Source organism: Acinetobacter genomosp. 33YU (assembly GCF_001990725.1).
Taxonomy (GTDB): domain Bacteria; phylum Pseudomonadota; class Gammaproteobacteria; order Pseudomonadales; family Moraxellaceae; genus Acinetobacter; species Acinetobacter seifertii.
Window position 1 is genome coordinate 76586 of the sequence record NZ_LFZQ01000002.1, and the last position, 26956, is coordinate 103541.

Sequence of the window (26956 nt, forward strand, 5' to 3'; positions counted from 1 at the left end):
ACAAAATTTAGATCTGTTTTACTTATTTATTAAAAGTTGGCAACTGTTTAATAAAGTCATTTAACGGCATTGGAACGCCCCATAAATAGCCTTGGAACTCAATACAACCATTATTTTTAAAAGCATAAAATTGTTCGGCCGTTTCTATTCCCTCTACTAACACTCGAAGGTTTAAATCTAGACCAATTTTAACAATACCCGAGACTAATTTATAACTGCGTTTATCATCCAACGCTGCTTGTACAAAGCTACGATCAATTTTGATTTGTCTAATTTGCATTTTTTGCAAATAACTTAAAGATGAATAACCTGTCCCGAAGTCATCAAGAGAAAGCTGAATTCCTCTTTCAGATAAGGAATTCATTTTTTCAATCATGCTCACACAATTGTTCAAAGCAATATTTTCAGTAATTTCCAAGATAAGCCGAGATGGATTTATGTCATATCTATGAATCAAGCAAATTACGGTTTCCTCAAAGTTAGGTTGCATGAAATGATCAGCACTAATATTGATTGAAAGTGTCAAATCTTTAGTCTGCTCTTGTTTACTCCAATCTTGTAAAACTTTGCAGGCTTGAGCTAAAACCCATGTACCTATTTCAGGCATTAATCCTAAAGTTTGTGCCGCAGGAATAAAATCTTGTGTGGGAACAGAACCCAAAACAGGATGATGCCATCTGAGTAAAGCCTCGGCACCAATTAACTTTTCAGAAGCATTGACTTGAGGTTGATAAAACAATTCAAATTGCTCTTTGCCGAGTGCTAAACGTAAGTCTTTCGCCATGGAATCTTCTATTTGTATTTCTAATTGCATGGTATAAATGGATATACAAATCATGAGCGTGGCGACACAAATTGCAATCCATCGACCATGACTCCGAGTATTTTCCGATAGCGGTATAGCATGCTCTAAAGTAAAAGAGCTGCCACTAAAAAATATAAAGCACGCGATTGATAGTAAAATTAAAACGAGTTGTAAGAAACTCGGATTTCTGCGGTAGTTTAAGTATCCTAATATTGCCCCAGCAGGCAAAAACAAATGAGCAACTTGAGGATGATGAGTAGTCGCTATATCAAAAAATACGCAAAAAACGACTGGAAAAACAAGTAGAACAGCTTGAGATAAAAGAATACCCGCTGAAATTCGATTTATATAAATGAGAAAAAAACTAAAAATGGAAAGCAGTGTAAAAACGATATCCATATAAACAATGATCCACATTTTTGAAAATGCGAAATATATGGTCCAGAACAGACAAAAAATAATACAAATAAAGATATTTGCTTTAGCTGCGATGGTAAGCTGCTGGTCTTTTATGTTGTGGTAATTATTTTTACATTTTTTTAAGTAAGACGAAGCTATCATAGGTAAATCAACCATAAATATAACAAAAGCACCAATATTGCCCTTCATGCTCTATTTCAGAATTTAACAATCAAACTTAATTTCTATAAAGTTTTTATTTATCTTTTATGCGTTTAGAAAGTATTTTATTACACAAAATAAAGTTCATTTGTTTAATAAATTTAGTCAAAAAAGAGGACCTTTCAAAGACCCCATAAGTTTAAATTATGATTCACTCAGGGTACAAGCCTCTGCTACTAAGGTACAGGGCATAAGTTATGAAAAATAGGACAATTGGTTAATTATTTACCGATTTTACAAGGTTATTAGCTCATTGTTTTTTAAGATTATCTAATCAATAGCAAATACAACGAATGAAACGCGCTGGCACATGTCCAGCGCGTTAATATTTATCAGAGATAAATCACAACTAAAATTGCGAAAACACCATACAGCGCACTTACTGCAACCAATGATCGGTCATCGACTGTGCCACGGCGGAATAAATTCCACAGAAACACAATCGCTAATGCAGTAATAATGCCAGAGGCTAACAACAAGGTATCAAAACGCCACGGCGTAAAGAAAATACCTAATGCACTTGGTATGGTGGCCTGAATCATCATGGCACCAGAAATATTTGCTAAAGCCAAACGCTCTTTACCTTGGCGTACCCAAATCAGCGCATTCATAATCTCAGGTAATTCGGTAGCAACTGGACTCAGTAATAAAGCAACTAAATGTGGCGGCCAACTTAGCGCTGTACCAATCGCTTCAAGCTGAGCAACAAAAGTATGTGACGCAACACTAATTACAACTAAAGCGACCAATACTTGTAGACCAGCCCACCCTAGTGACGGTTCGGCTGTATTAGGACGGAACTTGAGCGGTTCAAGGTCTTCTTCATCGGAAGATGTATCAGCTTCCTTAATCTCACGCCAGACATAAGCTGCATAAGCCGCTAAAAATAGAATGCCTAACCAAGGTTTAATGGTAAATGCGACTAAACCAAGCGCTACTTTTAAAACAAAGATAGCAAGGAACGACACTTGATCTCGGCTTAAACGGGCATAATCAACTTGAACTTTATGCGAAGTTCGAGCTAATTTTTTGCGATGAAGCATCAATACCAGACCGACTACGGCGTAACCCAAGGTCGCTAAAACCAATGGGCCACCCATTGCAGCACCAACACCAAGGTCTTTTTGTTCTGGGGTATCACCAAATACGACGGCCATAAAGGTCACCGCACTTTCAGGTAGCGCTGTACCAAAAGCTGCGAGTACCGAGCCTACTGCTGTTGCACCAAGATTAAGACGCTTACCAAACCATTCAATTCCATTGACGAAATATTCACAGGCTAGGTAAATTGCCGCGGCGGACACAAAGAATAAGATGAACGTGAGGAGCATACGAATAGTCCAGCCGGGCGAATAAGAAACCATTGGCACGACAACGCTCCTCGCCCGACTAGCAAAGTACGTTGCGGCCAAAGGTCTCGCCTAGCTCACACTGTGTATACAGTGGCTGAACACGCCATGAGATACTGATCTCAAGTTTGTTGACGTGGTCTTCCTAGTTGGGTACTAGGAATGGCTACTCCCCAATGACAATGGGTGAATTTTACCAGTGATTGAAAAGTAACTCTACAAAAATGGTCTGACAAAATGATCAAGAACTTTAAAAATTCACAGTCGGTTTTAAAGCTCTCTTTATCCACTAAATAAAATGTATTTCTACACTGGCATGTACAATTTCTTCATGAATAGACAAAGCCTTTTTAACTGAATCGGGTGTTAAATCTGTTCGGTCTGTTTCTAAAGCCAAAATGCATGAAAATTTTCCTTTACCGACTTTCCATACATGTAAATCTGTAATTTTCACTTGTGATAATTGCTCAATCACTTCTTGGATTTCAGCGACTACTGGATGTGACATTTCAGCATCTAGTAACGTTTTTCCTGTGTCACGCAAAAGCCCCCATGACCACTGTGCAACAAGTATCGCCCCTACAATACCCAGCAAAGCATCTAAAAAATTCCATCCAAAATATTTACCCGCTATAAGTGCGGCTATGGCTAATACAGACGTTACGGCATCGGCAACCACATGTAGAAACGCAGCTTTATGGTTTAAATCGTGATGGTGATCATGATGATGGTGGTGACTATGCTCATGGTCGTGGTGTTGGTGGTGATGTTCATGATTATCGTGTAATAACCACGCACATATTAAATTGACTGCCAACCCCACAACAGCAATAGAAATCGCTTCATTATAATGAATATCAACAGGATGGAGTAATCGCTCAATAGATTGAAATCCCATTAACAGTGCAACGACCATTAATATGATTGCACTGCTATACCCACCTAAAATTTCGATTTTCCAAGTTCCGAAACTAAAGCGTTTGTCATGAGCATAACGGCGAGCCATTTTGTAAGCGACATAGGCCAACCCTAGAGCAACCATATGTGAACTCATGTGCCAGCCATCAGCTAAAAGAGCCATGGAGTTAAAGATCCATCCACCCACAATTTCAAAAACCATCATCACAGCAGTTAAAATCGTTGCGATCAAAATTTTCTTTTGAGCAAGCGGGTTTCCTTCATCGAACTGATGAGAATGGTAACGTTCTAAATTGCTGTTAATTTCCATATTTATGGTCTTTTATTAATACTCCCCCATAGTATATATTTTTTTGAAGGAAAATAAGTTACATCACGACCAAGACCAGAAAACTTTTAAATCGAATTGAAACCCATCAAAAAATAGTCACTTCTGTAGAAAAAATCTTTCGGCGTCCACTACTCTTTTTCAATAATTAAAATTTGTTACCAATGCTATATTGGTATGGACTAAATAAAATTTTTAAACTTAATAATAGCCCACTTTAACATGGGCTCTTATAACCTATTTTTTGCGCTAATAAAAAGGTTAATACAAAAATAATAGTCCAACTAAAAAATTAAATTACACCTCCTTAAAATAATTTAAAATATCTAAAAAAATCAAAAAATCTGATTGCTTAAAATATTACTCACAAAACTAAAATCTAATTTTTATTATCTTTCTCTTAAAGCTTCTTTTGCTTTATTGAAAGGTTTGACTAGATAATCTAATATAGTTTTTTCTCCTGTTTTAATATCTACAGTCGCTACCATACCCGGTGTAATACTAAAATATTTTCCATTCTTATTCGTTAATTTATCAGAGTCTGTAAGGATATAAACTCTATAGTAAAACTGGTCTTGTTTAACTTCATCACGTAATGTATCTGGAGAAATAACAGTAACTTTTCCTTTTAAACCACCATAAATAGAGTAGTCATAGGCAGTAATTTTAACTAAAGCTTCTTGACCAGGTCTAATAAAAGCGATGTCTCTTGGCGATATACGTGCTTCAATTAGTAGTTTTTCATCTAAAGGAACTATTGTCATCAACTTCCCATTTTGAGAAATAACACCACCAATTGTCATAACATCAATTTCTTTAACAATACCTCGAACTGGTGACTTAAAAATCGCCCGCTTAAGCGTATCAGATTTACCCTTTACAACTTGAGATTGGGTTTCGATATCTGTATTTGCTTTTGCCAATTCTTCACGAGACTTGACCAAATATTGGTTTTGAATATCATTCATCTGATTTATCAAATCATTTGCCTGACGCTTCAAACGTAATACCTCAACCTCACTAGCAGCTCCCTTGGCAACTAGTGGTTCCGTCATTGCCAATTCTTGTTGCACTAAAACCAGAGCTTTTTTTAATCCTGCTAGAGACTGTTCCAGATTTGAACGTCGAGAGTGATAAAGAGCCGTTTCTTCATTTACAAGTGCTTGCTCTTCTAATACCTCTTTAGGAAATGTTAGATTTATCCCATTTACTTCAGCACTTAAACGAGCAGCTGTTGCCTTGGCAGAAAGGAGCAACGATTTAGTCTCGCCAACATTGGATGCAAATCTGGTTGGATCAAGTTGTGCAAGGCTTTGGCCCTTTTCAACAATTTCGCCCTCTTTAACATTGAGTTTAGTTAAAATTCCACCTTCTAAAGATTGAATAATCTGCTCTTTTGATGAGGGGATAACTTTTCCAGTGCCTGTCGAAACTTCTTCTAATTTAAATAACCAAGCCCAAACGAGTAAAGCAAGAAGCCCGAAACAAATAATCCATATAAAGATACTAACTTTAGGTAAAGGATGTCCTAGTCGTTTATTTTTATTTGAACTGGTCAAATTTATTTGGTGGGAACTCATTATTCGACTCCTATTTGTTGCTTAGGTTGTGATAAATTCAAAACCTGCTCTTTAGGGCCATCCATTACAATTTTTCCATTATTGACAACAATGACTCGATCAACTAACTCTAATATTGCTCGTCGATGAGTCGCAACAAGTAAAGTTTTATTACCCAACCAACTCTGAAGCTGTTCAATAAATTGCTTTTCAGAAACATCATCCAGAGCCGCTGTAGGTTCATCTAGTAATAAAACATTAGGTTTTCGAATTAATGACCTAGCCAGTAATAAGGCTTGTTTCTGCCCGCCCGAGAGACCTGCTCCACCTTCCAAAATCTGATAGTCCAAACCCTCTTTTTTCTCTTGTAGAAAATCTAAAGCACCTGTTAGATTTAATGCATTCAAAATATCTAAATCAGTGGCTAAAGGTGCCCCCAATTTCAAATTCTCTCGAATAGATCCAAAAAATAAGTGAGCATTTTGGTTTAAAAGACCTATATCACGACGAATATCCAATGGATCAATCAAACCTAAAGCAATATCATCCACCTTGATTTGACCTTTTACAGGTTCTTGCATACCCGCTAATAACTGCAGTAAGCTGGATTTCCCTGCACCATTACGTCCTAAAATTGCGATTTTCTCTCCAGCTTTAATAGTGAGTTTCGGAATTAGTAATGTTGGTTTGGGATCAGTTTGGCTATATCTAAATTCGACTTGGTTTAACTCATATTTTCCAGATAATGCTGGTCTATGAATCAAATGTGCATGAGGAGGTTGGTCAACTGGCTTTTTCATAAGTTCATCTAAACCAGTTTTAGCAACTTTAGCTTGCTGTAAACGCCCTAATACCGCTGATATTTGTGCAATTGGTCCTAACATTCTAGATGAAAGGATTGAACAAGCCACCAAAGCACCTGTTGTCATTTCTCCCTTCATCACACTAAAACAACCGATCAATACAACAATAGCAAAAGCCAAGCCTTGTATTTTTTGAGTCCATGCCATCATGACGCCAACCAATTTACGTTGTCGCATTGAAATATCAGCTGATACTTCATTCATATGATTCCATTGATTTTGGAAACGGGATTCAGCTCTTAACAACTTTATGTCTTCAATTCCTTGGACGGATTCAACCAACATTGCATTACGTATAGCACTTTCTCGCATTCCCTCAGAAGCTAATTTGGCCAGTGGTTTTTGTATTAAAATGCCAGGAATAATCATTAGTGGTACTACTATCACCATCACCCAAAATAAGTTGCCACCAATCAAGCAAAAAATAATAAGAAATAAAAAGAAAAAAGGCAGATCAGCAATCGCAGATATTGTGGTTGATGTTACTAAGTCCCTAACGCCTTCCAGTTCTCTAATTTGTGAAATAAAAGTCCCGGTTGATTTAGAGCGCTCTTTATTTTTAATTCTTAAAGCATGGCCAAATACTAGATCTGAAATGCTTAAATCAGCACGCTTTCCTAAAATGTCAGATAAATAAATACGAGCTACGCGCAAACAGAATTCAAATATTGCTGCTATTAATACCCCTCCAGCTAATACCCATAAGGTTGGAACTGACTGAGCTGGAATAACTCGGTCATAAACATTCATAGAAAAAATGATTGTTGCTAAAGCCAAGATATTTGCGACTAATGAAGCAAACATAATGTCTATATATCTTTTCCAATCTCGTAAAATAATTGCCCAGAACCAACTGGCCTCATACGGTTTTATATATTCATCAATACGAGCATCTGGCAAAGACTTTTCAGGTCTTAAAATATAAATATTAGTTACATTTGATTTAAGGACATCGAACGTAAATACTTGTGCTAAACCTTGATCACCACTTACTTGAACACTTACATTTTGATTTGTATCAATTTTCTCTAATACACCTACCTGTCCCTCCTTCATTTCAATAATTACAGGTAAATGCCATGGACTAATTTCATCTAAATTGAATTTTGCTTTACGATAATTCATTCCAATTTGGCGTGTTGCCAATGTTAAGACGTCATCTATTGTTTGATCCTGATTCCAATCAAATTGAAGTCTAAGATTCTCTTCAGAAGGATCAATAAGATAATGTTTAGCAATGACTAAAATGGCTTGAAGCCATGGCTGATAATTAATTACATTGCTCATGGCTGAATCTGAAACCCTTGGATAGAAGTATTATTTAAATGATATAAATCTCGTGAACGGCCAGTTATTTTAATAAACTGTACTAAATTCGAATAAATATCATATTTAGCTGTCTCTATTTCTTGAGCTGCGCTATGAATGGCTTGCTCAGAATTTAAAAGATCAACAACGGACCGCGTACCTAATTTATATTGCTCTTGATATAACTCTTTTGTACGTGTAGTAGACTTTTGACGTTCTCGAAGAACTTGAATTTGTTTTTGCTTATTTTCTATCTCTTGCCGAATCAGCTGAACTTGATCTGAGATATCTAAATATACGGTGTTTAACTCTGCTTTTGCTGCTTCTTCAGCATAACTTGCAGCGCGTTCTCTAGAACGAACTGCTCCCCCTTGAAAGAAATTACTCGTTGTTTCGAGCATTATTGAATTATAAAAGCCATCATCTTCATTATTATTAGGATTTTTACCATTTAATGCCTGACTTAAATTTCCTTTAATACTTATAGTTGGATAATTACTTAATTTTGTTTGTTCTTTCTGATATTTAGCAATTTGAATGGCAGCTTGTGCAGCTAACATTTCCGGAATTAATGTAAATTTTGTTTCATCATAAAGACCTGCATTTTTAACTAAATCTTCAGGAATATTAATTTCTACATTTGAAACATCGTATCCCAATAAATTACGTAGTTTTTGTTGATACTGTTTAAGTTGAGTTTCCTGAACAATTTTATTTGATTGAGCAGCTTCTAAATTCGACTGTGCTTGTACTGGATCAGCCTGACTACTAATACCTGCATTTGCACGTAAATTTGCAATTTCAGCAATATGTGCTATGCCATTAATCTGCTGATCAGCTATATGTATAATTTCTTGATAACGTTTAATATTAACAATAGCATTTGCTGTCTGGTAAGCAATATCATCAATACTTGATAAAGCCTTTGCTTGGTCTTGAAATAATCTAGCTTTTTCAACATCTACAGAACTTTTAGTTTTTCCAAAGTCGTATAGCATTTGAGATACTGAAATCGTAAAAAGTTGTCTTCCCCTCTCCCCTGAAGTTAAGTCCGCTGTAGTAATTCCACCCGATATTTGAGGATAGTATGCAGCTTTAGCCGCATCAATACTCGCATTTTGTCCAGCAATGGTGGCTATGCTCTGGGTAACTTCTGGACGACGCTGTAAAGCTTGATATATGGCCTGAGTAAAATCTAGATGTTGTTGCTCCCATCTTAAATTTTCATTTGGAGTTTGCATCATGAAATTCTTCTCTAATATTTTTGAAGAAGTCACTACTGGCAGAGTATCGAAAGTTAATCTGTCATCTAAGTTAAAATCACTTAACTTTTGAATACTTACTTTTTGAAAATCATTTTCTGTTTCATTTCCTAAATATTGGCTCAAGTGATTCTTTGCAGTATTTAAATAGTTTTTAAATGTATCTGCATGAGCTTGTGTTATAAAAAGAAAGAAAGGAGAAAATAAAATCCACCCTAATATTGATTTAATGAAAGGCATCTTAAAATATCTGAATGAAATCTATTACTTATTGACCACTCAATTAAAATACATATTAAAATAAAATAATATTTCTTTTAACCGACCTAAAATAAAAGCAAAAAGCGGTTATAAATCCATGATCTATAACCGCTTAATTTAATTAGCCAATAATAATCTGATTATTATTGAGTAAATCTTGCAAACTTAAACCAGCTTTATTTTCAATAACTAATAAATCAGACATAGTATGAGTTCCATTACTACCGTCACGATCTACCTGAACTATGGAATTACCATTACCATCATCAACGACAGTAATGTAATCACCTAAATTACTTTTATCTGCTAATAGACCTTCGAAGAAATTCGTTCCAAATTCAATTTTGTCATTAGCTTCGTAATCCACCCAAGTATCAGTACCATTTCCTCCTGTAGCATCAGCTGCATTTAATACATCATATACAATGGTATCGTCACCTCGACCAGTTGAAATAATATCGTTGCCTGAACCACCATAAACAATGTCGTTACCAGCACCAGCAATGATAATGTCATTTCCAGCACCTCCGTAAATCGTGTCATTTCCGCCTTTAGTTGCGGGATCAGCTGCATCAGCCGCAACAAAATCATGAAAATTCTCTTTTACATAATCATAAATATCTTGCTGGCTTGGTTCAGTACCACCTGTAACCTCTGCTTTTAAGTATGCTATTAATTTTGAATAACCCGAATATTTAGGATACTGAAGAGGATCATATCCAGCCCACGTCAAATGATCTGTATTTATCGCATCACCAAATAAGACATCATCTCCAGCACCACCTTTAACAATGTCATCTCCAACATTAGCCGGTGCAAAGTTTTCGGAGCCACCTATTAAGTAAGCTATCAGTTTACTAGCATCGCCTATCGCATGAGCATCACCATGATTAGTACTAGACCAGTTCGCTATCTTGTCGCCATTTATATCAGTGTTGTCAAAACGAGAAACTGCTTCTTGCACCCCTGTCGCTGTACCAACTCCTACAGCAAAAACTTTACTCATGTCAGCTAATTGTGCAAAAGCTGCATCATAGTTAGCATAATCTGTAGCTGTTGGGTTTGCACCAGTTCCATTATAGGTATTCGGTTTGCCATCCGTCAGGAAATAGGTCTGATTTTCGTAGCTTGTATTAGCAGCAATTGAGCCAGTTTCTAAACCTGTTGTACTGCCATCAAACCAGCTTTCTGCTTTTGTCCAGCCTCTATTCGGGTTAGTACCACCAGCAGCAGTTAATCCGTCAATATAGTTAAATATATCTTGCAGATTATCTTTACTTACTGTCCATGACTTATTGTAGTTATTGCCTGCATAGCCTGAGCTAGAGAAAGAGGCTAGTTGTAAATTAATAACACCATCGTGCATAACCATTTGCTGAATAAAGGCTTTCAAACCAACCTTAGCAATTTGAAGACGACTTTGTTCACCATTTGTTGGATTCGAATCAGAAGCTAATCGATAGTTCATACTTCCAGATAAATCTAGAACTATTGAAACATTATAGTCTTGGCCAGCAACGAAATTCGTTTTTAATCCACCTGTGTCACCAGCTAATAAATCATTTTCTGATGTCCCAGTAACAGAGTCATTTCCATTTGTTACACCATTAGAAGAATCACCTTTTACAACAGCTTCAACTGTTTCAGAATCTTGAGCAGTGATGTCTTGACCGTTACGATCATGTGTATCAGCAACTACTGTAACTTTAGATCCTTCTAAACCTATAGCAATCCCATCACTAGCTATCAATGCATATTGATAATTACCATTTGAATCAGTATGAACGATTCGCTCAATTTGAATTTCTTCTCCATTTCCATCATAGCCCTGAATCGTCAATGTCACTTGACTACCCGGCGCAACATCTGTGGTGCCACCAGTGATATGGCCTTGGGTATCCACATCAACGGTGATTGAACCATCTACTCGGTCTAAACCACCTTGGTCTGGTGTATCCGGATTATTGTCATGATCCGTCTTCACAAGACTGTCTTCAGCATTCACCGGTGTGCCATTACGGTCAACCGCGTCTGCCTTCACTGTTAACTCGCCATCAGCAAAGCCTGCCGGTACTCCTGCCTTATAGCTACCATCTGGCTGTACCGTTGCAGTCACTTGTTGTTCAAGTGGGTTACCCGCCTGATCATGACCTGTAATCGTCAAAGTCACTTGACTGCCCGGCGCAACATCTGTGGTGCCACCTGTGATATGACCCTGAGTATCGACATCAACTGTAATTGAACCATCTACTCGGTCAAGGCCATCAGTACCAGCTTTTAACTGATCTTCGGCTTTTACAACATTACCATTTTGATCTTTAACCTCAGACTCTACTTTCAACTCGCCATCAGCAAAATCTTTTGGTACTTCTGCTTTATAGCTACCATCAGAATTAACAGTGGTTTCAATTTTCTGACTAATTAAATTACCATCTTTATCTTTACCCGTAATAGTCAGATTTACCTTACTACCATTAGGAATATTTTCAGTCTTTCCGGTAATTAATCCATCATTTTTAACTTGAATAGCATTCGTACCATTTGGTGGGGTTGATGAACTATTGTCATCATTATTCGCTGCAGCAATTATCCCCCCAACAGCAGCTACACCAGCTAACCAAGGTAAAAGACTAACAAGTTTACTACCGGCCTCTGGTAGTAAAACCTCTAATCCAGGAATACCTTTAAAATCAGAAAGTCCATCAAACCAATATAGAACACAACCCTCTTCTTCAAATACCAAATCTGAAACTACATCATCATAAGCTGTGAAGAAATTCTCAATAACTATTACTTCACCATTTTTCAACTTAAGCAATAAGTTATTACCATCACGAATAAACGCCTCAACGTCATCACGATGCATTTTTGTATGTACAATTGATGCTTCGGTTAAAGTAATCTGATTCGAATTAACTATTGATTTCTCTAAAGAATCTTTTTCTATTACAATAAAATTAGTCATATTTCACCTAAAATTCTTATTCCATAAATTGGTAATTACTTAGAAATCCCAGTAATTTCGACAGTTACACGACGATCTGGTTGCAGACAGGCTTTTAGGGATTCATGTGATTTAACGTTAGGGCAGCCATCAGTTACAGGTTGAGTTTTTCCTGCACTTGTCGCGCTAATAATGCGATCAGGCACCCCATTTTGAATTAGAAGATTACGCACAGTATCGGCACGCTTTTGCGCTAACTGTTTGTTATAATTATCATTACCTAATCGATCTGTATGACCGACCAATTTAATTTGACTTACCGAAACATATCCCTTCGAAATTTTAGAAGTTAAATCCATTACTTCTTGGCGCCCTTTAGGCAACAAATCATTAAGTGTAGAGCCATCGAATTTAAATAAAGTATCTGCTGATAATTCGATTACTGAAGTTTGTTCAATAACTGGAGTCTTTTCTTTTTTTGTACAAACAAGTTCTTTCCCATTATTTAGGATATAAGGTCTACCTTTATCACTTACAGAAAGAATGAAGTTTTTATCAGCTAACTGATCGGCTCGAAGATCAACATCACATGATTGACATTCTTTAGAAGTACAATTTTTAACTTTGAAATTATAAGTTTCAGGCTTCAAACGATACTGAGCTGTATTGTTGATATAGAAGCTACCTGCTTGAATATTATCGATATAAAAATTAATAGGACAACTTTGATTTTCCGCAGTGTCTTCTGCACATAACTTATTGTCTCGTTTTACATTTACTACTTGTGTATTGCTAACACTCCTTTCCTGAAACCGTAAGCCTGAAGGCTGTGAATAATTGTTTACTGCACAAGCAGACAACCCAATTGACACAGCTATTCCCAACCATCGTAATTTATACATATAGCCTTCCCTAAATGTTGAAAGTAAAAAACTTTGTTATCTCTATATCTGTGAAGTACTTCTCTTTTTTGCAACGTGAAGGTGCAAAAATCACATTAGCATAAATGTGCATTTTACACATTTTTATTTAAATTAAAACATGGCTCCCTTCTTCAGGCATTTAAATTTTATTAATATATTGATAATTAAGGTTTTATTTTTAATTCATATTTTTATAAAAAATATTTCTATATATTTTTTATTTTTTATGCTCAATTTGCACATAAAAAACCATGATTATCGGTTCTAAGGTGTTGTCATGTTCATCAACAAATTAATTTCAATAATGCATTAAAAAAGCCACACTCAAATGGTGTGGCTAAAGTGATATACGAAAACTAAATTTGTTCTAACTGAAGATTAAGCCTACAAGTCAAATCCACCAAAGATTGGAGATTCGTCTGTCTTAGTATTATTACTTGAATCTACTTGCGAAGAACTAGAATTATTTTCTTGTTCGGAAGTTTGTGGAGGTGCACCATCTCTACCTGATGGATACTCATCCATTAATAATACTGTACTTAACGCTGAACAATGGGTTCTTAGACTGTCATTATCGTCATCGTACAATGTTGGATATAATTGTTTAGAATATTGTGACGTATAACTTATGGTCCAATTTTGCAAAATATTAGGTAAGTTGAAAGAATAATAGTAGGTTTTTTCTTCGTTGGGTTGATAAGTATTTACAGTTTCCTCATTTAAACAGTAATTTGTTTCAGATGTTTTTTCTGTTTTTGACCCGGTTAATTGAATAGCCGCTTTACAGCTGTTGATGTATTCATAAATTGGTTCTGAAGTCGTATTTTTTACAATAATTTGTAATTTATATCTTACCTTCAATCCGCTATTGATCCCCAAAAGATCCATTCTGTCTCCCATTTTCATAGGAACAAATGGAGCATAGTGTCTAACAAACTGAATTGTTCGCTCAACACCTCCACAGTATTGTGTTACAGGGTTTGGATATCCAACAGCATACTCACCATCCTCTTCCATTTGATTTGAACCTGGATTTGGTCGCGGATTGGTAACAGGGTTTTCGGTACCAACTGTCATTTCACCCGTGCCAGTCCCCCCTAAAGTCACTCCAACATGAAACCCGCCATCCTCACCTGTACAACCAGAGAGTATAAACAAAGTTAAAGATACTAATGGTAATGTAAGACGTAAATGAGGCATATGAGTTATCTCAATAAACATTGTAAGAACTAAAAACAGAAGATTTCTTTACCATCTACATTTACTCATATTTAAAATTAAGTACTTAGCACGCTTCATTTACTATCATTTCTAAACTTTCCATAGAAAATAGGAAAATTACCTAGAAAACAGCATATGAAAGATCATGAAAATTTAAATAGAGCCGAATCAATGAGTAAGAACCCTTTCATCTAGAAAAAAATTGTATTAAAACCAATTGAAGTCACTTATTTTTGACTAAAAAACGCACGACAATCTATCAAAAAGTAAAAGATCTGACAAACAAAATGTTCATTTTAATCATTTATTTCTTTAAATGTTAAAAAAACAAGGTAAACAGCTTAGATCCAAGTTTAAAAATGTGCAATATATACATATTTATAAAATAATGATACATTTAACACTAACAATTTTTAGGCAGGTAGTTAAAAACAAAATCTTTGAATCGAGATAAACGTTTTCTCATACCCCAACCAGTAGGCTAAGTTTGATTAAAGCATTTGTAATAGGAAAATGAAGTGATTCTATGCGAGCGTATTCTTTAGACTTTCGTCAGAAAGTTATGTCTACTTATAAAGAAATTCAACATAAGACGGAAGTCTGTAAAAAATTTCAGATTGCAAGGTCAACACTAGATGAATGGATTTTGCTTGAAGAAACAACTCAAGACTTGAAACCTTTACCAGCAATTAGAGTTGGAAGACCTTGTTCTATTATAGACTTAAAAGACTTTGAGGAATTTGTAAGAACAACACCTTTTTCTAAGGTTAGCGAATTACTTGAACCATTTGAACAACGGTTTGGCTACAAAGTTTCATATGCCATTATATGGAGAGGACTTAAAAAAATCGGATGGAAAAAAACATACCAAAATAAAAAATAACTCAATCTCTATTTATCATATTGATAAATACCTAAACGAAAATGTTTATTCGCGTCAGTCGCTCCCTCATCATTTTTACAATATTCTATTGCTGAAGAAAGAATAGCTTTAGACATCAAATTCCACATATCCACACTTAATTTCTTAAGTTTTTCAATAGATTCTGGGCTTAATTCATCTGCAAAAATAGCTTGTTCTAAAAAATTTGTTTTTTGCGTAAGATTACTAATTCCAGCTGCTAGATGATCTGATATATTTTGAGTAAATAAATGTTTACTTTCATCCATTTGAGGATCTGGTGTAAAACTAGAGTTCTGCAAAATAATCTGATCATTTTCTTCGATCACTAAACCAAGCCGTTTAAGTTCCAGTAATATTGATTTAGGGTGCTTCTCAGAAGAGACTTGCTTAACTAAGCTTTCAAAACTTAGGTCTTCCCCATTAAATGGAATTTGAGATGGGAGCTTTTGTCCTATCCACAAACCTATTACGCGAGCAGGAACACTAATAGGCAATTGTTCATTAAATTGATTAATTAACTTATATTCGCCATAGGTCTGACAAAAACCTCTTACATCTCTTCGCCCTAAACCAGATAATAAGCTCACAGCAGAATCAGTCTTTTTTTGCTTAATAGAATCTAGTTCTTTAATAGCTTCATTATAAAATACTATTTTAAGTGCTGCTGAAAACTCTGTATAACCAACACCAGCCTTTATGAGCCAATGAACTAACTCAGGTATAATGCTAATAGCATGCTCTAATGTCGTTTCAGTGTCATGAGACAACATCATCTCTTCCGAACTTACCAAAGTCGATGTTTCTTTACCCATATAGACTCCAAGATTAGATAAAATAGACTTCCCCAATTTGCTCTTATAACTTAGTAAAATTATACTTTTTTAGTATAAGGGATTGTAGGCTTTTTTTTAAAAATGTAGGCTTTTTTTGCGAAAAAATAAATTAGCTTTATTAATTATTTGTTTATTTTATAAGCTGATCTACTCTATTTTTAGTAGATAATTAAACCTATTGAGGTAAATCTCGACAAGTCCAAAATCAATATTAAAAAAGAACTTCCTTTGAATTAACAGTGTACATAAAAGCAAACATTATACAGACTTTAAATTATGTTTTTAAAGAACATCGTTCGCATTGACTTGTGCAAAAGAAAAAATTTTTCATGAGTGAACGTAATTCAGTATTCTTTGAAGAAATTACCAAACATCCTTATATAAGAAATTATTATATAGACTAAACTTAAAAAAATTGCTCCAACACCTCATCCCTTTCTTTCAAACTATTTAAGCTTAAAACCTGTAGCAGCAAACCATCTATCAGGTTTACCACCATGTGAGCATCGAATTTTGGCTCGCGGATTTCCCCGCTAAAAATCAGGTCAAAAATTTCATGGCGCAACCACTTTCGGTATTCAACTGTCATGCGGTAAGCCTTTGGATAAAGCAGTTTTATTTCTAAAATAGCTTTGATTAAAAAATGGTACTGGCTGTTTAAATTAGTATGTAACACAATAATTTCTTTAAGTTTATCTTTTGAACTGTAGTAACGGTTTGAGTAAATGATAGAAAGCACTTCTTCTCTGAGCAGGCTTTTTTGAAAGGCAATGCACATTTCAATCAGGTGTTCTTTAGAGTGGAAATAGTTGTAAAGCGTACCTTTGGCAATTTTGGTTTCTTTAGTAATCAGGTCTACGCCTACATTGTGGAACCCATGCGCCGTAATGAGCTGTATAGCAGTTTGAACGACATGTAGTTTTTTGGAAGAGGTTTCTAAATTTCGCATAGTTTTACCGTTATAAAATTCTTGTTGTTTCTAAATGAGATAAAAAGCCTGTGCCCTTTCTGGGAGAAAAAAAGGCACAGCAAAGCCGTAAGACGGTGCTTGGCACATCTCAAGTTTTTTGTTGCTAAGTTTTAAGTAAAAATGACTAAAGCCTGAAAACCCTACGGCGTTCAAGCTGCTGTAAATTTTTAAGCTGTGTCGTTATAGCTTTTGGCAAAGGCTGCCAAGAAATAATGGATGTGCAAAGCCAACTCCTTTTTATTGGGAGTTCTGCCGACATTAAAATTATGGTGGCAGAACGAAGGGGGTTCGCAGACTGGTCATAGATCCAGCACACCCAAAGGTGTCCCCCTCCGTTCCACCATAGAGGGGGCGCGAGGGTGTACACACTAAAGATATAAAACCTTTAATGCTTCTATGAGACGGTCTGCGACAACCGACTGGCAATGTAGGCCAGCAGGCAAAGGATAGTGCCCAAGTTTATTGCAGTCAAGCATACAAAATGACATTTGTTTTAAAATAGATCATTAAAAAGTAAGGATAAATAATGCCTGAGCTATTGTTAAAGTGGGGTTTATAAACAGACGTTTTTCTTTCCCAAAATGCTAATTTTTCAATACCATTTACACGTTATAGATTTAGTCGTCACTATTTTAATGTACAGAAAAATAGTGACTTTAGAATTAGCTTATGGGCACACGTTTAGCCAGCTTCTTTTGCAAAATAATAATCAATATTGGGAAACCTGCTGCGGAAATTGCACATACCGCCAGTAACGTATTTACACTTTGTGGCGTCATGCCATGGTCTGGTAATAGAAAAGCGGATAAGAAAAATGCAACCGTTGTCAGCAAATACATGATGGATGTCTGTAATGAAGAAAATCCAGCTCGTTGTCGGTCGTTAGGAAACTGCATCGTAACCACTGAAGATGATACCAAACGACTATAAGATGCACCGAGAAATAAACTAATAAATAATGCTGCATGCTGATAGCCAAGCATTGGTATAAGCAAACTCACGATAAAGACTAGAGTCGAAGCTGTAGCCAGTAGTAAAGCAGAAAAACGGGAGGTTAACGCCCCTGTAATTTTTGTAGATACATAGCCCATCACGCCCCCGCTAAAAAATAGCCAAGGCAGTAGGTCTTGCGAAGCGCCCAACTGCTGAATCATTAAGGGTGCCAAAATAGGAATGACCAACATAGGACTAAACTGTACGAGCGCATTAGCAGAAGCGAACAGTAGAGTATCTGCATCTAAAGGCGGCGCACGAAGCGTATCTAAAGAGACTTGGTCTGTGGGTATAAACGATACAATAAGTGGCAATGCCAACACACACAATGCACTTATGAGCCACAAAGCCACATGCCAACCATAGTGAGTGCATAGAAATAATATGGTGGGCATTCCGACAATACTTACTATTGAAAATGATGCAATCACCGTCGCTAACATTTTCCCCCGTAAATTAGGCGGTGCGTTGTTTATTAATATACTGATACCCACACCCATTGTTGTACCACCGACCAACCCTGCACAAAATCGGAGTGTAAGCAGAAGACTAAAACTAGATGTACAGGTAGTCAAAAGTGTTAGTAGGCCTAACAGCGCCATATTAGCAATTAAGAAATTTTTCTTATTGAAGTGATCAATCCAGTAAAAGGCTATAACGCCAGAAAGAACGGCGCCAAGCGTATACATCCCTGAAACATAACCTGAGAATGATACTGGCACTGCGAAATCTGTCGCCATAAAAACAAAAATAGGATTAAACACCATATATTCCAGTGCATTCGTGAACTGGACGAAAGCAATGACAGTGGCTATCCACATGAGGGCTTTATGATTAAATGTCTGTTTGGCTAGGGACATCGCAGTAACCTATAGATAAAAGATGTCCGAGTTTAACTGCTATCAATAGTATTGATTATATGGTAAAAATTGCATTTATTATTATCAAATATGAGACAATTGATGCGTCCGGCTCTGGATTTTAATACCCTGAAAGTGTTCGTTGCTGTGGTTGAAAGAGAAAGTTTTGTGGGTGCATCGAAACTCCTTGAAATGCCAACATCAAACGTGAGTCGCTGTATTTCTCAGTTAGAAGAAAAACTCGATCTTCAGCTCATTGAGCGCAGCACCCGACATATGAAAGTCACTCAGGCGGGGCAGCTACTCTATACCAGAGCAAAGCCATTACTCGAAGCGCTTGAGCAAACGGAGACAGAGTTAACGTTGCGGCAAATGCAGCTCAAGGGTCCTTTACGAATCTGTATTCCCACTGAAATAGGCCCTGCATTGCTAGGTTCTGTGATTGCAGAATTTGCCTGTCAGTATCCCGAACTAGAAATAAGCTGTGTCACAAATTTGTCAGGTTTTGAGTCTCTACGAGATGATCTGGATTTAGCTATTATTATTAGCCGCGGTCAAATGGATAATAGTGACTACATCGCTCGTCATCTGGTGACTATCCCTTGCACCATTGTGGCAGCCCCTTCTCTCATTCAGCGTTATGGCACCCCTACTCATATCCAGCAATTTGAAGAATTACCTTGTATTACAACAGTCAGTGCACTCAAAGGTGCTCCTTGGCAATTTGTTAATAAAAAGGGGGAATTCGAGACCATCAAGGTTAAAGGACACTATCGGGTAAACAGCGGAGAAATGGCAGGCCAAGCTGCTGTAGCAGGGATCGGGTTTGCAATTTTATCGAAACACGCTTGCCAACCTTATATTAGTGACGGTCGCCTCATCGAGATTGAATTTGAACAAGCAGTAGCGCCACTGCAATTGTTTGCACTTTATTCAGATCGCCGTTATTTGCCTGCTAAAACAAGAGCGCTTATCGATTTCATACAGCAGAAATTGGGGCATGTATCCTTATAAAACCTGTCATTTCACATGCATTCTGAAATCGACATATTTAACTATGTCAGTTTTATCAGGACTGCCAATCGTCAGTCTGTCTTATACTCAAACTGCTCAGGGCACTTTCTTTTTGTTGCTTATTTCCTCGCTCATTTTAGGAATCCTTTTTGCGAATCAGTCTCAATTTGTTAAGATGGCAACCGTGAGAAATTAAGTTAAGCTCTTACACACTGTTGACTCAATTTTGACATAAAAAAGGTACATGAAAAGGTATACTTTTTTCTTAGATTAAGTCCAATTCACACAGAAGTTATTAGAATTGGTTAGATGACCAACCGTAAAATATTATTGCTTTTTTTAAGGGTTTATTACGCATGAATAGCGCTGAAATCATGGCCGATCTCTCTAACCACACTCCAATGATGCAGCAATATCTCAAGGTCAAAAAAGATTATCAACATGCGTTGCTGTTTTATCGTATGGGCGACTTTTATGAACTTTTCTTTGAAGACGCACACTTAGCAGCCAAACTTTTAGGAATTACCCTAACCCATCGTGGTAAAGCAAACGGCAACCCGATTCCAATGGCGGGTGTTCCTTACCATTCAGCCGAAGGTTATCTTGCTCGCCTTGTCAAAGCAGGTCGCACAGTAGCCATTTGCGAACAAGTGGGTGAAGTTACTGGTAAAGGCCCTGTCGAGCGTAAAGTTGTTCGTATTCTGACCCCTGGTACATTAACCGACGACGCACTACTCACAAGCTATCAGTCATCCAACCTTGTTGCGTTATGTATTCATCAAAATCAAATCGGTTTTGCTTTGCTCGACTTAAGCGCGGGTATTTTTAAAGTTCAGCAACAAGACTACAAACCTGAACAACTTCCAATTGAACTTGCTCGCCTCATGCCAAGTGAAATCTTGATTGATGAAGATCTGGTTGATCCAAATATTATTGAACAAATTAAAAAGCATTTAGATTGCCCTGTAACCAAGCGTCCAAATGTAGACTTCAATTTAAATAACGCACAAAAAACCTTATGTGATCAGTTCTCAGTATCAACGCTTTCTGGTTTTGGACTCGACACATTACCGTTAGCTAAGGCTGCCGCGGCAGCTCTAATTCACTACGCTAAAGAAACTCAGAAAACGGCGTTACCGCATATTCGTTCTATTCTTTTAGAACAAAGCACAGACTTTATTGCGCTTGACCCGATTACACGCCGTAATTTAGAAATTATTGAACCTTTATTTGAACATGGCACGTCATTATTCCAACTGGTAAATGACTGCCAAACTGCAATGGGTGGCCGTTTACTCAGTCGTACACTCATGCAACCTGTTCGTGATACGGCGTTACTCGATGCCCGCTTAGATGCAATTGAACAACTCATTCAAGGCTATCACGAAACTCCTGTTCGTTTAGTGCTTAAAGAAATTGGCGATATTGAACGTGTTCTTAGCCGTGTTGCGCTGGGTAGTGCTCGACCACGCGATTTAGTTCAGCTTCGTCATGCTTGCGCACAAATTCCATTTTTAAGAAATGCTTTAACGCCTGTTATTCAATCAAAAAAATCCAAGTTATTAATTCAACTCGATCAAGAACTTGGTGACTTTAAATCGTTACATCAGCATTTAATGGCAGCCATTGTTGAAAACCCACCTGTATTACTTCGTGATGGCAATGTAATTGCAGAAGGATATGATGCGGAACTCGATGAACTGCGCCAAATTCGTGATCATGCAGGTCAATTCCTGATTGATTTAGAAATAAAAGAGCGTGAACGTACGGGCATTAATACCTTAAAAATCGGCTATAACCGTGTGAGTGGCTACTACATTGAGCTTACGCGTGCTCAAGCTGAACAAGCCCCTGCCGACTATATTCGCCGTCAAACTTTAAAGAATGCCGAGCGTTACATCACACCTGAGCTAAAAAGCTTTGAAGATAAAGTTTTATCAAGTGAGTCTCGTGCATTAGCACGTGAAAAAGCGTTATTTGAAGCTTTACTTGAAAACCTCCGTGAAAATATTGCTCACCTACAAATGATGAGTTCGGCAATTGCGCACATTGATGTAATTGCAAACTTTGCTTATCAAGCACGTTTAAATAATTGGGCGCGACCTGAATTTACCCCAGAAACCGGTATTAAAATTCAAGGTGGTCGTCATCCTGTTGTTGAAGCATTAAACAAAGCACCATTTACACCAAATGATACTTTCCTTGATGCTCAGCACCGCATGGCAATTATTACTGGGCCGAACATGGGTGGTAAATCTACCTTTATGCGTCAAACCGCATTAATTAGTTTACTGGCTTACTGCGGTAGTTATGTTCCTGCGCGAGCTGCCAAGCTTGGCCCAATTGACCGTATTTTCACACGTATTGGTTCAGCCGATGATTTGTCGACAGGTAAATCAACATTTATGGTTGAGATGACTGAAACTTCACAAATCTTGCACCATGCAACCAATCAGTCTTTGGTGTTAATGGATGAAGTTGGCCGTGGTACCAGTACCTACGATGGACTTTCTTTAGCATGGGCTTGTGTGGTTGATTTAACCAAGCGCGTAAAATGCTTATGTCTATTTGCCACGCACTATTTCGAATTGACTGAGTTAGGTAGTGAAGCAGGTATTGATAACTATCATGTGACGGCGCAAGAGCTTAACGGCAACCTGATTTTATTGCATAAAGTTCAACAAGGCCCTGCAAGTCAAAGTCATGGTTTACAAGTTGCGAAATTAGCTGGTATTCCTGCCAATGTCATTAAAGAAGCTCAAAAACGTTTACGCATTTTAGAGAAGCAACAACAGCAACACTTACAAACTAGTGTTCAAGATGATTTGTTTGCAACTTTAGATTCAAATGCTAAATCAAGTACGCAAGTCATAGAGAAAGTGATTGAAATTGAAGTGCCTTCACCTGCCCTAGATTTGCTTAAGCAAATTGAAGTCGATAACTTGACACCTCGCCAAGCACTTGAACAACTTTATGAACTAAAAGCTGCACTTAAATCATAATCATTGATTGAGCAAACATGTCTATGGGCATGTTTGCTCTTACTTTAAGGAGAATAAAATTTCTATTTTCTTAAGGCCACTACAATACACAGAGATCGATTTAATTTGGCAACACATTAGTCGACGTGAACTCATTACCCAACTCTATATACAAAAACAAGAACAACTCGAATTAACAGATTGTTTTTACGATGTTGAAAATTGGGATGACTATCATTTAGAAAATGACCCACCGAAGTTAAAAGAACTCTATCAACAAGGTGCTTCATTTGTAGGTGCTTTTAATACATCTGAAAAATTAGTTGGCATTAGTGTCGTGTCGAATCAACACATTGCTGATTATCCAGATGCAAAATTACTGCAATACTTTTATGTCGATGCAGACCAGCAAGGTCAAGGTATTGGAGCAAAGCTCATGCAGGCAGCCAAAGAGTCAGCTAAGCAACTGGGCGCGCTGCAACTTTATATTTCAGCCACACCGAGTAAACGTACTGTCGACTTTTATATCAAGCATGGCGCAGTAGTATTAGGACATCCAGATCAGCACTTATGGGAGCTTGAACCAGAAGATATTCATTTACTTTACCTACTTTAAGTCTCGATATTTAAAGTTTTTTTGGGTATCAGTTCGACATAAAGTTAAAATTTAAAACTGAAAGTTGTATTTAAGGTATCTAATCAAATAGATACCTTGACCTAAATGACATTTGCAACTATATGCAAAAATTTATTCAAACTGTTGTTTTTTAAAACATATTATTATCTTAATTTTACAATTTGGCTATTCTCAAGCTCACAACATTGTTTTAAATATCAATGTATTAACTTATCTTCATATGTATAAATAAACAATATCAATAAAAGCAATTGTTTGTTTACCCCTTTTTTGCCTAAAATAAGCTATTCGAAATGAAACCATATTTTTTAGGTAGCTGTCGCCATGACCTTTGTTGTCACTGAAAATTGTATTAAATGTAAATACCAAGATTGCGTAGAAGTTTGTCCTGTAGACTGTTTTTACGAAGGTCCGAATTTCCTAGTGATTAATCCGGATGAATGTATTGACTGTGCATTGTGTGAACCAGAATGCCCTGCAAATGCAATTTTCTCTGAAGATGAGTTACCAGAAGGTCAGGAAGTATTTATTGAATTAAATGCAGATCTTTCTCAAAAGTGGCCTAACATTACTCAAATTGGTGACCAACCTGCTGACCGTGAAGAATGGAACGGCAAACCAGATAAGTTACAGTATCTAGAAAAATAATTTCAAAAAAGATCAGCAAGCGCTGATCTTTTTTATACCCTATTCAAACATTTCATTGCAAATTCCTCGTAATTTGTGCACTGTTTTGCATTAAAATAAGCGCAATATTTATTAAGCTTTTGATTTTTCTTATGCGGAAGTTTTTGCAGAGTATGTTGCCCTTATGCATAATCCCAGCGATTATGGTAGGTTGCGTCAGCTCTCCCCAACACACAACAACAGGCAAAACCTCTCCAAACGGTAAACGCATTTTTATTCCTCAAGAGCGCGTTATTATCGAACGTCCTATTCCACCTAAAGTTGAGCCTGCTTCTTATCGTGCCTGGTTAAATACTGGCGATCATTATGAGCGTGTACGAGAATATGAAAAATTTCTAGCGCGTAATAATGTTGCAGGCATCGTACCAAGCTTTGAATTATTAAGATCAGCGCGTGATTGGCAAAAGTGCGGCAGCTCGGAATATGCTGTACCAAACCGCGAACTTTGGAATAATTCTTTATCGACCTTACGTGTCTTTAAATATTTAATTGCGGCAAAAGTTCTAACTGACTTTGAAGTAACCTCGGTGTATCGTGATTTACCTTTAAATCAGTGTGCTGGTGGTGCAAGTTCGTCTAAGCATTTGTTTAACTCAGCCATCGATTTTCGTATTGGACCAGAAATTCCACAGCCACAAGACTACGCATTTATTGAAAATACAAAGTTTAAATTGTGTCAATTCTGGGCTCAACATGGCCAAAGTTTAAACCTAGGTATTGGTTTATATAGTTCAGGACAAATCCATATTGATACTCAAGGCTATCGTACTTGGGGGCCTGACTTAACCCGTAATACTTCAATGTGTAATTTTTAAAATTATTATCCCCTAATACACTTTTGTATTAGGGGATTTTTGTTGTTCTCATTTATATAACCCAATAAGAAAAACGCTGAAATTAATTACGAATTTGTACATTCCATAATCAACCAAAATTTCTTAATCCGAAGATTTTTGCACTCTAGTCATAAACGTTTAAAATACGCCTATCAACATACAGGTAAATTTGACTATGCAGCAGTTGTGGACAGACATTGACGAATATATCGACTCACATTTAATTCCCGAAGATCCTCGACTCGACTTTGCATTAAAAAATACCGACGAACACGGCTTTTCAAATCATCTTGCGGTTGCCCCCAACCAAGGGATGTTCTTGCAAATGCTTATTCAGATGAATAATTGCAAGCGTGTTCTAGAAATTGGAACTTTTGCAGCCTACAGTACCATTTGGCTAGGACGTGCCCTGCCTGAAGATGGTTATTTACTGACTATTGAAGGCCGTGATACTCATGCAGAAATGGCTCAAAAAAATATCGACCATGCGAATCTTCCTGTAAAAGTTGAGCTAAAAGCAGGCCGTGCTGCCGATATTCTTTCAGCAATTGACCCACAGTCAATTCAACCTTTCGATTTTATATTCATTGATGCCGATAAACAGGGTTATCCTGAATATTTGGAACTCAGCTTAAAATTTTCAAAATCAGGCACGATTATTGTGCTAGACAATGTCATCCGTGGTGGCGATATTTTAAATCCTGAAAACAAAAAACCGAGTATTGAAGGTATTCGCGAAACATTTAAAGCCCTCGAAAATCATCCGCAAATTCTGTCTTGCACAGCTTTACAAACGGTTGGCTCAAAAGGTCATGATGGTTTCGCTATAGCGATTGTGAAATAATGATCAAAAAATCATCTTTTTTATTTTATTATTTATAATCAATAGATTACTTTTATTACCCTCGCTTTTCCATATAGTTATCCACAACATTTGCGGATAACTATATGCAAATCTGATCATTTAGCCACAAGTAAAGGCACAGTTGCATTTCGGAATATCGTCGTTGCGATACTGCCCAAGAAGAACTGATGAATCTTGCTATGACTAAATGCACCAAGCACAATAATTTGAATACCATGCTCTTGTTGATATTCAAGAATATTCTGAGCTACATCACCATAGCGATAAACAGTGACAACCTCTAGACCAGCTTGTTTAAGATAATGCTCAGGTTCATTTAATATTTCAGGATGATCACCCACATACACTAAATGGCATTGTAAAGTCCGTAATAGATCACTTTGGGCAATACGACGCATCATCTTTTGACATGTTGGTGAATATTCATAGGCGAAAATAAAACGTGTTGGCACTTTAAAGTTTTCACCAATGGTCAACACTGTACAATTTGCGCCACGAATGAAATTTTCAACATTACTACCAATAGGTTTATGCTTTTCAGCTGCTCTTTCGCCAACTCGACCTAAAATAACAATGTCATTTTCATCGAGGAGATTAAAGCTTTGCTCTAAAAAATCACCCTTTTCTTGAATTTTTGAGCATGTAATTCCGTGTTTTTCTTTAATTAGGTCAGAAATATGTCTGAGTAAATTATTGCTGTAATCTAAAGCGAGTTCACTTTGTTTTTGCTCTAATTCAGCTAACTCTTTAAGCAACATCGCATTGCTTTCAAAGCCGATTACCCCACTAATCTCACCAAGGTGATAACTTGCTGGGTAGTAATCTAGAATTTGTAATAATACAAGCTCTCGTCCAGTTGCTTTTGCAACCCACGCTGCTGCATCTGCAATAGCATTAATACAAGGTGATGAGTCAATACACGCAATAACACGGTTCATTGTTTGCCTCTCTTCTTCAGGTCTATTTGCCTTGGAGATTTTTCTATAACTTAGCTTTAACTTAACATAGATAAAA

At 36.8% G+C, this 26956-nt stretch carries 20 protein-coding genes and 1 riboswitch; of the genes, 7 read left to right on the forward strand and 13 right to left on the reverse strand.

Annotated features, from left to right (window positions below; translation table 11 throughout):
• Nucleotides 1–22: 22 nt before the first annotated feature.
• The 9 genes from AC056_RS01565 to AC056_RS01605 all read right to left on the reverse strand — a co-directional run bounded on the left by AC056_RS01565 (nucleotide 23) and on the right by AC056_RS01605 (nucleotide 14341).
• Entirely contained in the window at nucleotides 23–1414 is a 1392-nt protein-coding gene (locus AC056_RS01565; RefSeq protein WP_077162532.1) for a putative bifunctional diguanylate cyclase/phosphodiesterase, read from the reverse strand.
• 344 nt (nucleotides 1415–1758) lie between these two features.
• Nucleotides 1759–2790 (reverse strand): sodium:calcium antiporter, encoded by a 1032-nt coding sequence (locus AC056_RS01570; RefSeq protein ID WP_228144349.1) that lies wholly within the window; start codon nucleotides 2788–2790, stop codon nucleotides 1759–1761.
• 59 nt (nucleotides 2791–2849) lie between these two features.
• Nucleotides 2850–2962, reverse strand: a riboswitch (yybP-ykoY riboswitch).
• 102 nt (nucleotides 2963–3064) lie between these two features.
• Nucleotides 3065–4003 (reverse strand): CDF family Co(II)/Ni(II) efflux transporter DmeF, encoded by a 939-nt coding sequence (dmeF, locus tag AC056_RS01575; protein ID WP_077162533.1) that lies wholly within the window; start codon nucleotides 4001–4003, stop codon nucleotides 3065–3067.
• Nucleotides 4004–4410: 407 nt separating this feature from the next.
• The gene (locus AC056_RS01580) at nucleotides 4411–5601 is read right to left on the reverse strand and encodes an HlyD family type I secretion periplasmic adaptor subunit (RefSeq protein WP_077162534.1); all 1191 of its coding nucleotides are present in this window, start codon (nucleotides 5599–5601) and stop codon (nucleotides 4411–4413) included.
• Nucleotides 5601–7730: a type I secretion system permease/ATPase gene (locus AC056_RS01585; protein WP_077162535.1), complete on the reverse strand. Its 2130-nt coding sequence runs from the start codon at nucleotides 7728–7730 to the stop codon at nucleotides 5601–5603. The genes AC056_RS01580 and AC056_RS01585 overlap by 1 nt, the downstream gene beginning before the upstream one ends.
• Nucleotides 7727–9253 carry a TolC family outer membrane protein gene (locus tag AC056_RS01590; RefSeq protein ID WP_077162536.1) on the reverse strand — a complete coding sequence of 509 codons (1527 nt, stop codon included), beginning with the start codon at nucleotides 9251–9253 and terminating at the stop codon, nucleotides 7727–7729. The genes AC056_RS01585 and AC056_RS01590 overlap by 4 nt, the downstream gene beginning before the upstream one ends.
• Before the next feature lie 142 nt (nucleotides 9254–9395).
• Nucleotides 9396–12239: a BapA/Bap/LapF family prefix-like domain-containing protein gene (locus AC056_RS01595; RefSeq protein WP_077162537.1), complete on the reverse strand. Its 2844-nt coding sequence runs from the start codon at nucleotides 12237–12239 to the stop codon at nucleotides 9396–9398.
• Between the two features lie 35 nt (nucleotides 12240–12274).
• Nucleotides 12275–13120 (reverse strand): OmpA family protein, encoded by an 846-nt coding sequence (locus AC056_RS01600; RefSeq protein WP_077162538.1) that lies wholly within the window; start codon nucleotides 13118–13120, stop codon nucleotides 12275–12277.
• A gap of 405 nt (nucleotides 13121–13525) precedes the next feature.
• Nucleotides 13526–14341 (reverse strand): hypothetical protein, encoded by an 816-nt coding sequence (locus tag AC056_RS01605; RefSeq protein ID WP_077162539.1) that lies wholly within the window; start codon nucleotides 14339–14341, stop codon nucleotides 13526–13528.
• 547 nt (nucleotides 14342–14888) lie between these two features.
• Here AC056_RS01605 and AC056_RS01610 point away from each other — a divergent pair.
• Complete coding sequence (locus AC056_RS01610) at nucleotides 14889–15245, forward strand: IS630 transposase-related protein (RefSeq protein ID WP_077162540.1); 357 nt, start codon at nucleotides 14889–14891, stop codon at nucleotides 15243–15245.
• Nucleotides 15246–15253: 8 nt separating this feature from the next.
• Here the strand turns inward: AC056_RS01610 and AC056_RS01615 are convergent, their stop codons facing one another.
• From AC056_RS01615 to AC056_RS01630, 3 genes are all read right to left on the reverse strand, one after another.
• Nucleotides 15254–16078, reverse strand: a complete 825-nt coding sequence (locus AC056_RS01615; RefSeq protein ID WP_077162541.1) for a hypothetical protein — start codon at nucleotides 16076–16078, stop codon at nucleotides 15254–15256.
• Between the two features lie 427 nt (nucleotides 16079–16505).
• Complete coding sequence (locus AC056_RS01620; protein WP_077162681.1) at nucleotides 16506–17048, reverse strand: TetR/AcrR family transcriptional regulator; 543 nt, start codon at nucleotides 17046–17048, stop codon at nucleotides 16506–16508.
• A 683-nt stretch (nucleotides 17049–17731) separates the two neighbouring features.
• Nucleotides 17732–18922: an MFS transporter gene (locus AC056_RS01630; RefSeq protein ID WP_077162542.1), complete on the reverse strand. Its 1191-nt coding sequence runs from the start codon at nucleotides 18920–18922 to the stop codon at nucleotides 17732–17734.
• A 102-nt stretch (nucleotides 18923–19024) separates the two neighbouring features.
• Here AC056_RS01630 and AC056_RS01635 point away from each other — a divergent pair, with 102 nt between their 5' ends.
• The 6 genes from AC056_RS01635 to AC056_RS01660 all read left to right on the forward strand — a co-directional run bounded on the left by AC056_RS01635 (nucleotide 19025) and on the right by AC056_RS01660 (nucleotide 25921).
• Nucleotides 19025–19936 carry a LysR family transcriptional regulator gene (locus AC056_RS01635; RefSeq protein WP_077162543.1) on the forward strand — a complete coding sequence of 304 codons (912 nt, stop codon included), beginning with the start codon at nucleotides 19025–19027 and terminating at the stop codon, nucleotides 19934–19936.
• A 356-nt stretch (nucleotides 19937–20292) separates the two neighbouring features.
• Nucleotides 20293–22938: a DNA mismatch repair protein MutS gene (gene mutS / locus AC056_RS01640; protein WP_077162544.1), complete on the forward strand. Its 2646-nt coding sequence runs from the start codon at nucleotides 20293–20295 to the stop codon at nucleotides 22936–22938.
• A gap of 64 nt (nucleotides 22939–23002) precedes the next feature.
• The gene (locus AC056_RS01645; protein WP_077162682.1) at nucleotides 23003–23533 is read left to right on the forward strand and encodes a GNAT family N-acetyltransferase; all 531 of its coding nucleotides are present in this window, start codon (nucleotides 23003–23005) and stop codon (nucleotides 23531–23533) included.
• Between the two features lie 345 nt (nucleotides 23534–23878).
• Entirely contained in the window at nucleotides 23879–24202 is a 324-nt protein-coding gene (gene fdxA, locus AC056_RS01650) for a ferredoxin FdxA (RefSeq protein ID WP_003650851.1), read from the forward strand.
• A gap of 131 nt (nucleotides 24203–24333) precedes the next feature.
• On the forward strand, nucleotides 24334–25056 hold the full coding sequence (locus AC056_RS01655; RefSeq protein WP_174742285.1) for a D-Ala-D-Ala carboxypeptidase family metallohydrolase: 723 nt from the start codon (nucleotides 24334–24336) through the stop codon (nucleotides 25054–25056).
• A gap of 196 nt (nucleotides 25057–25252) precedes the next feature.
• On the forward strand, nucleotides 25253–25921 hold the full coding sequence (locus AC056_RS01660) for an O-methyltransferase (RefSeq protein ID WP_004702639.1): 669 nt from the start codon (nucleotides 25253–25255) through the stop codon (nucleotides 25919–25921).
• Between the two features lie 116 nt (nucleotides 25922–26037).
• Here AC056_RS01660 and AC056_RS01665 read toward each other — a convergent pair whose 3' ends face one another.
• The gene (locus AC056_RS01665; protein ID WP_004702641.1) at nucleotides 26038–26880 is read right to left on the reverse strand and encodes a universal stress protein; all 843 of its coding nucleotides are present in this window, start codon (nucleotides 26878–26880) and stop codon (nucleotides 26038–26040) included.
• Nucleotides 26881–26956 lie beyond the last annotated feature (76 nt).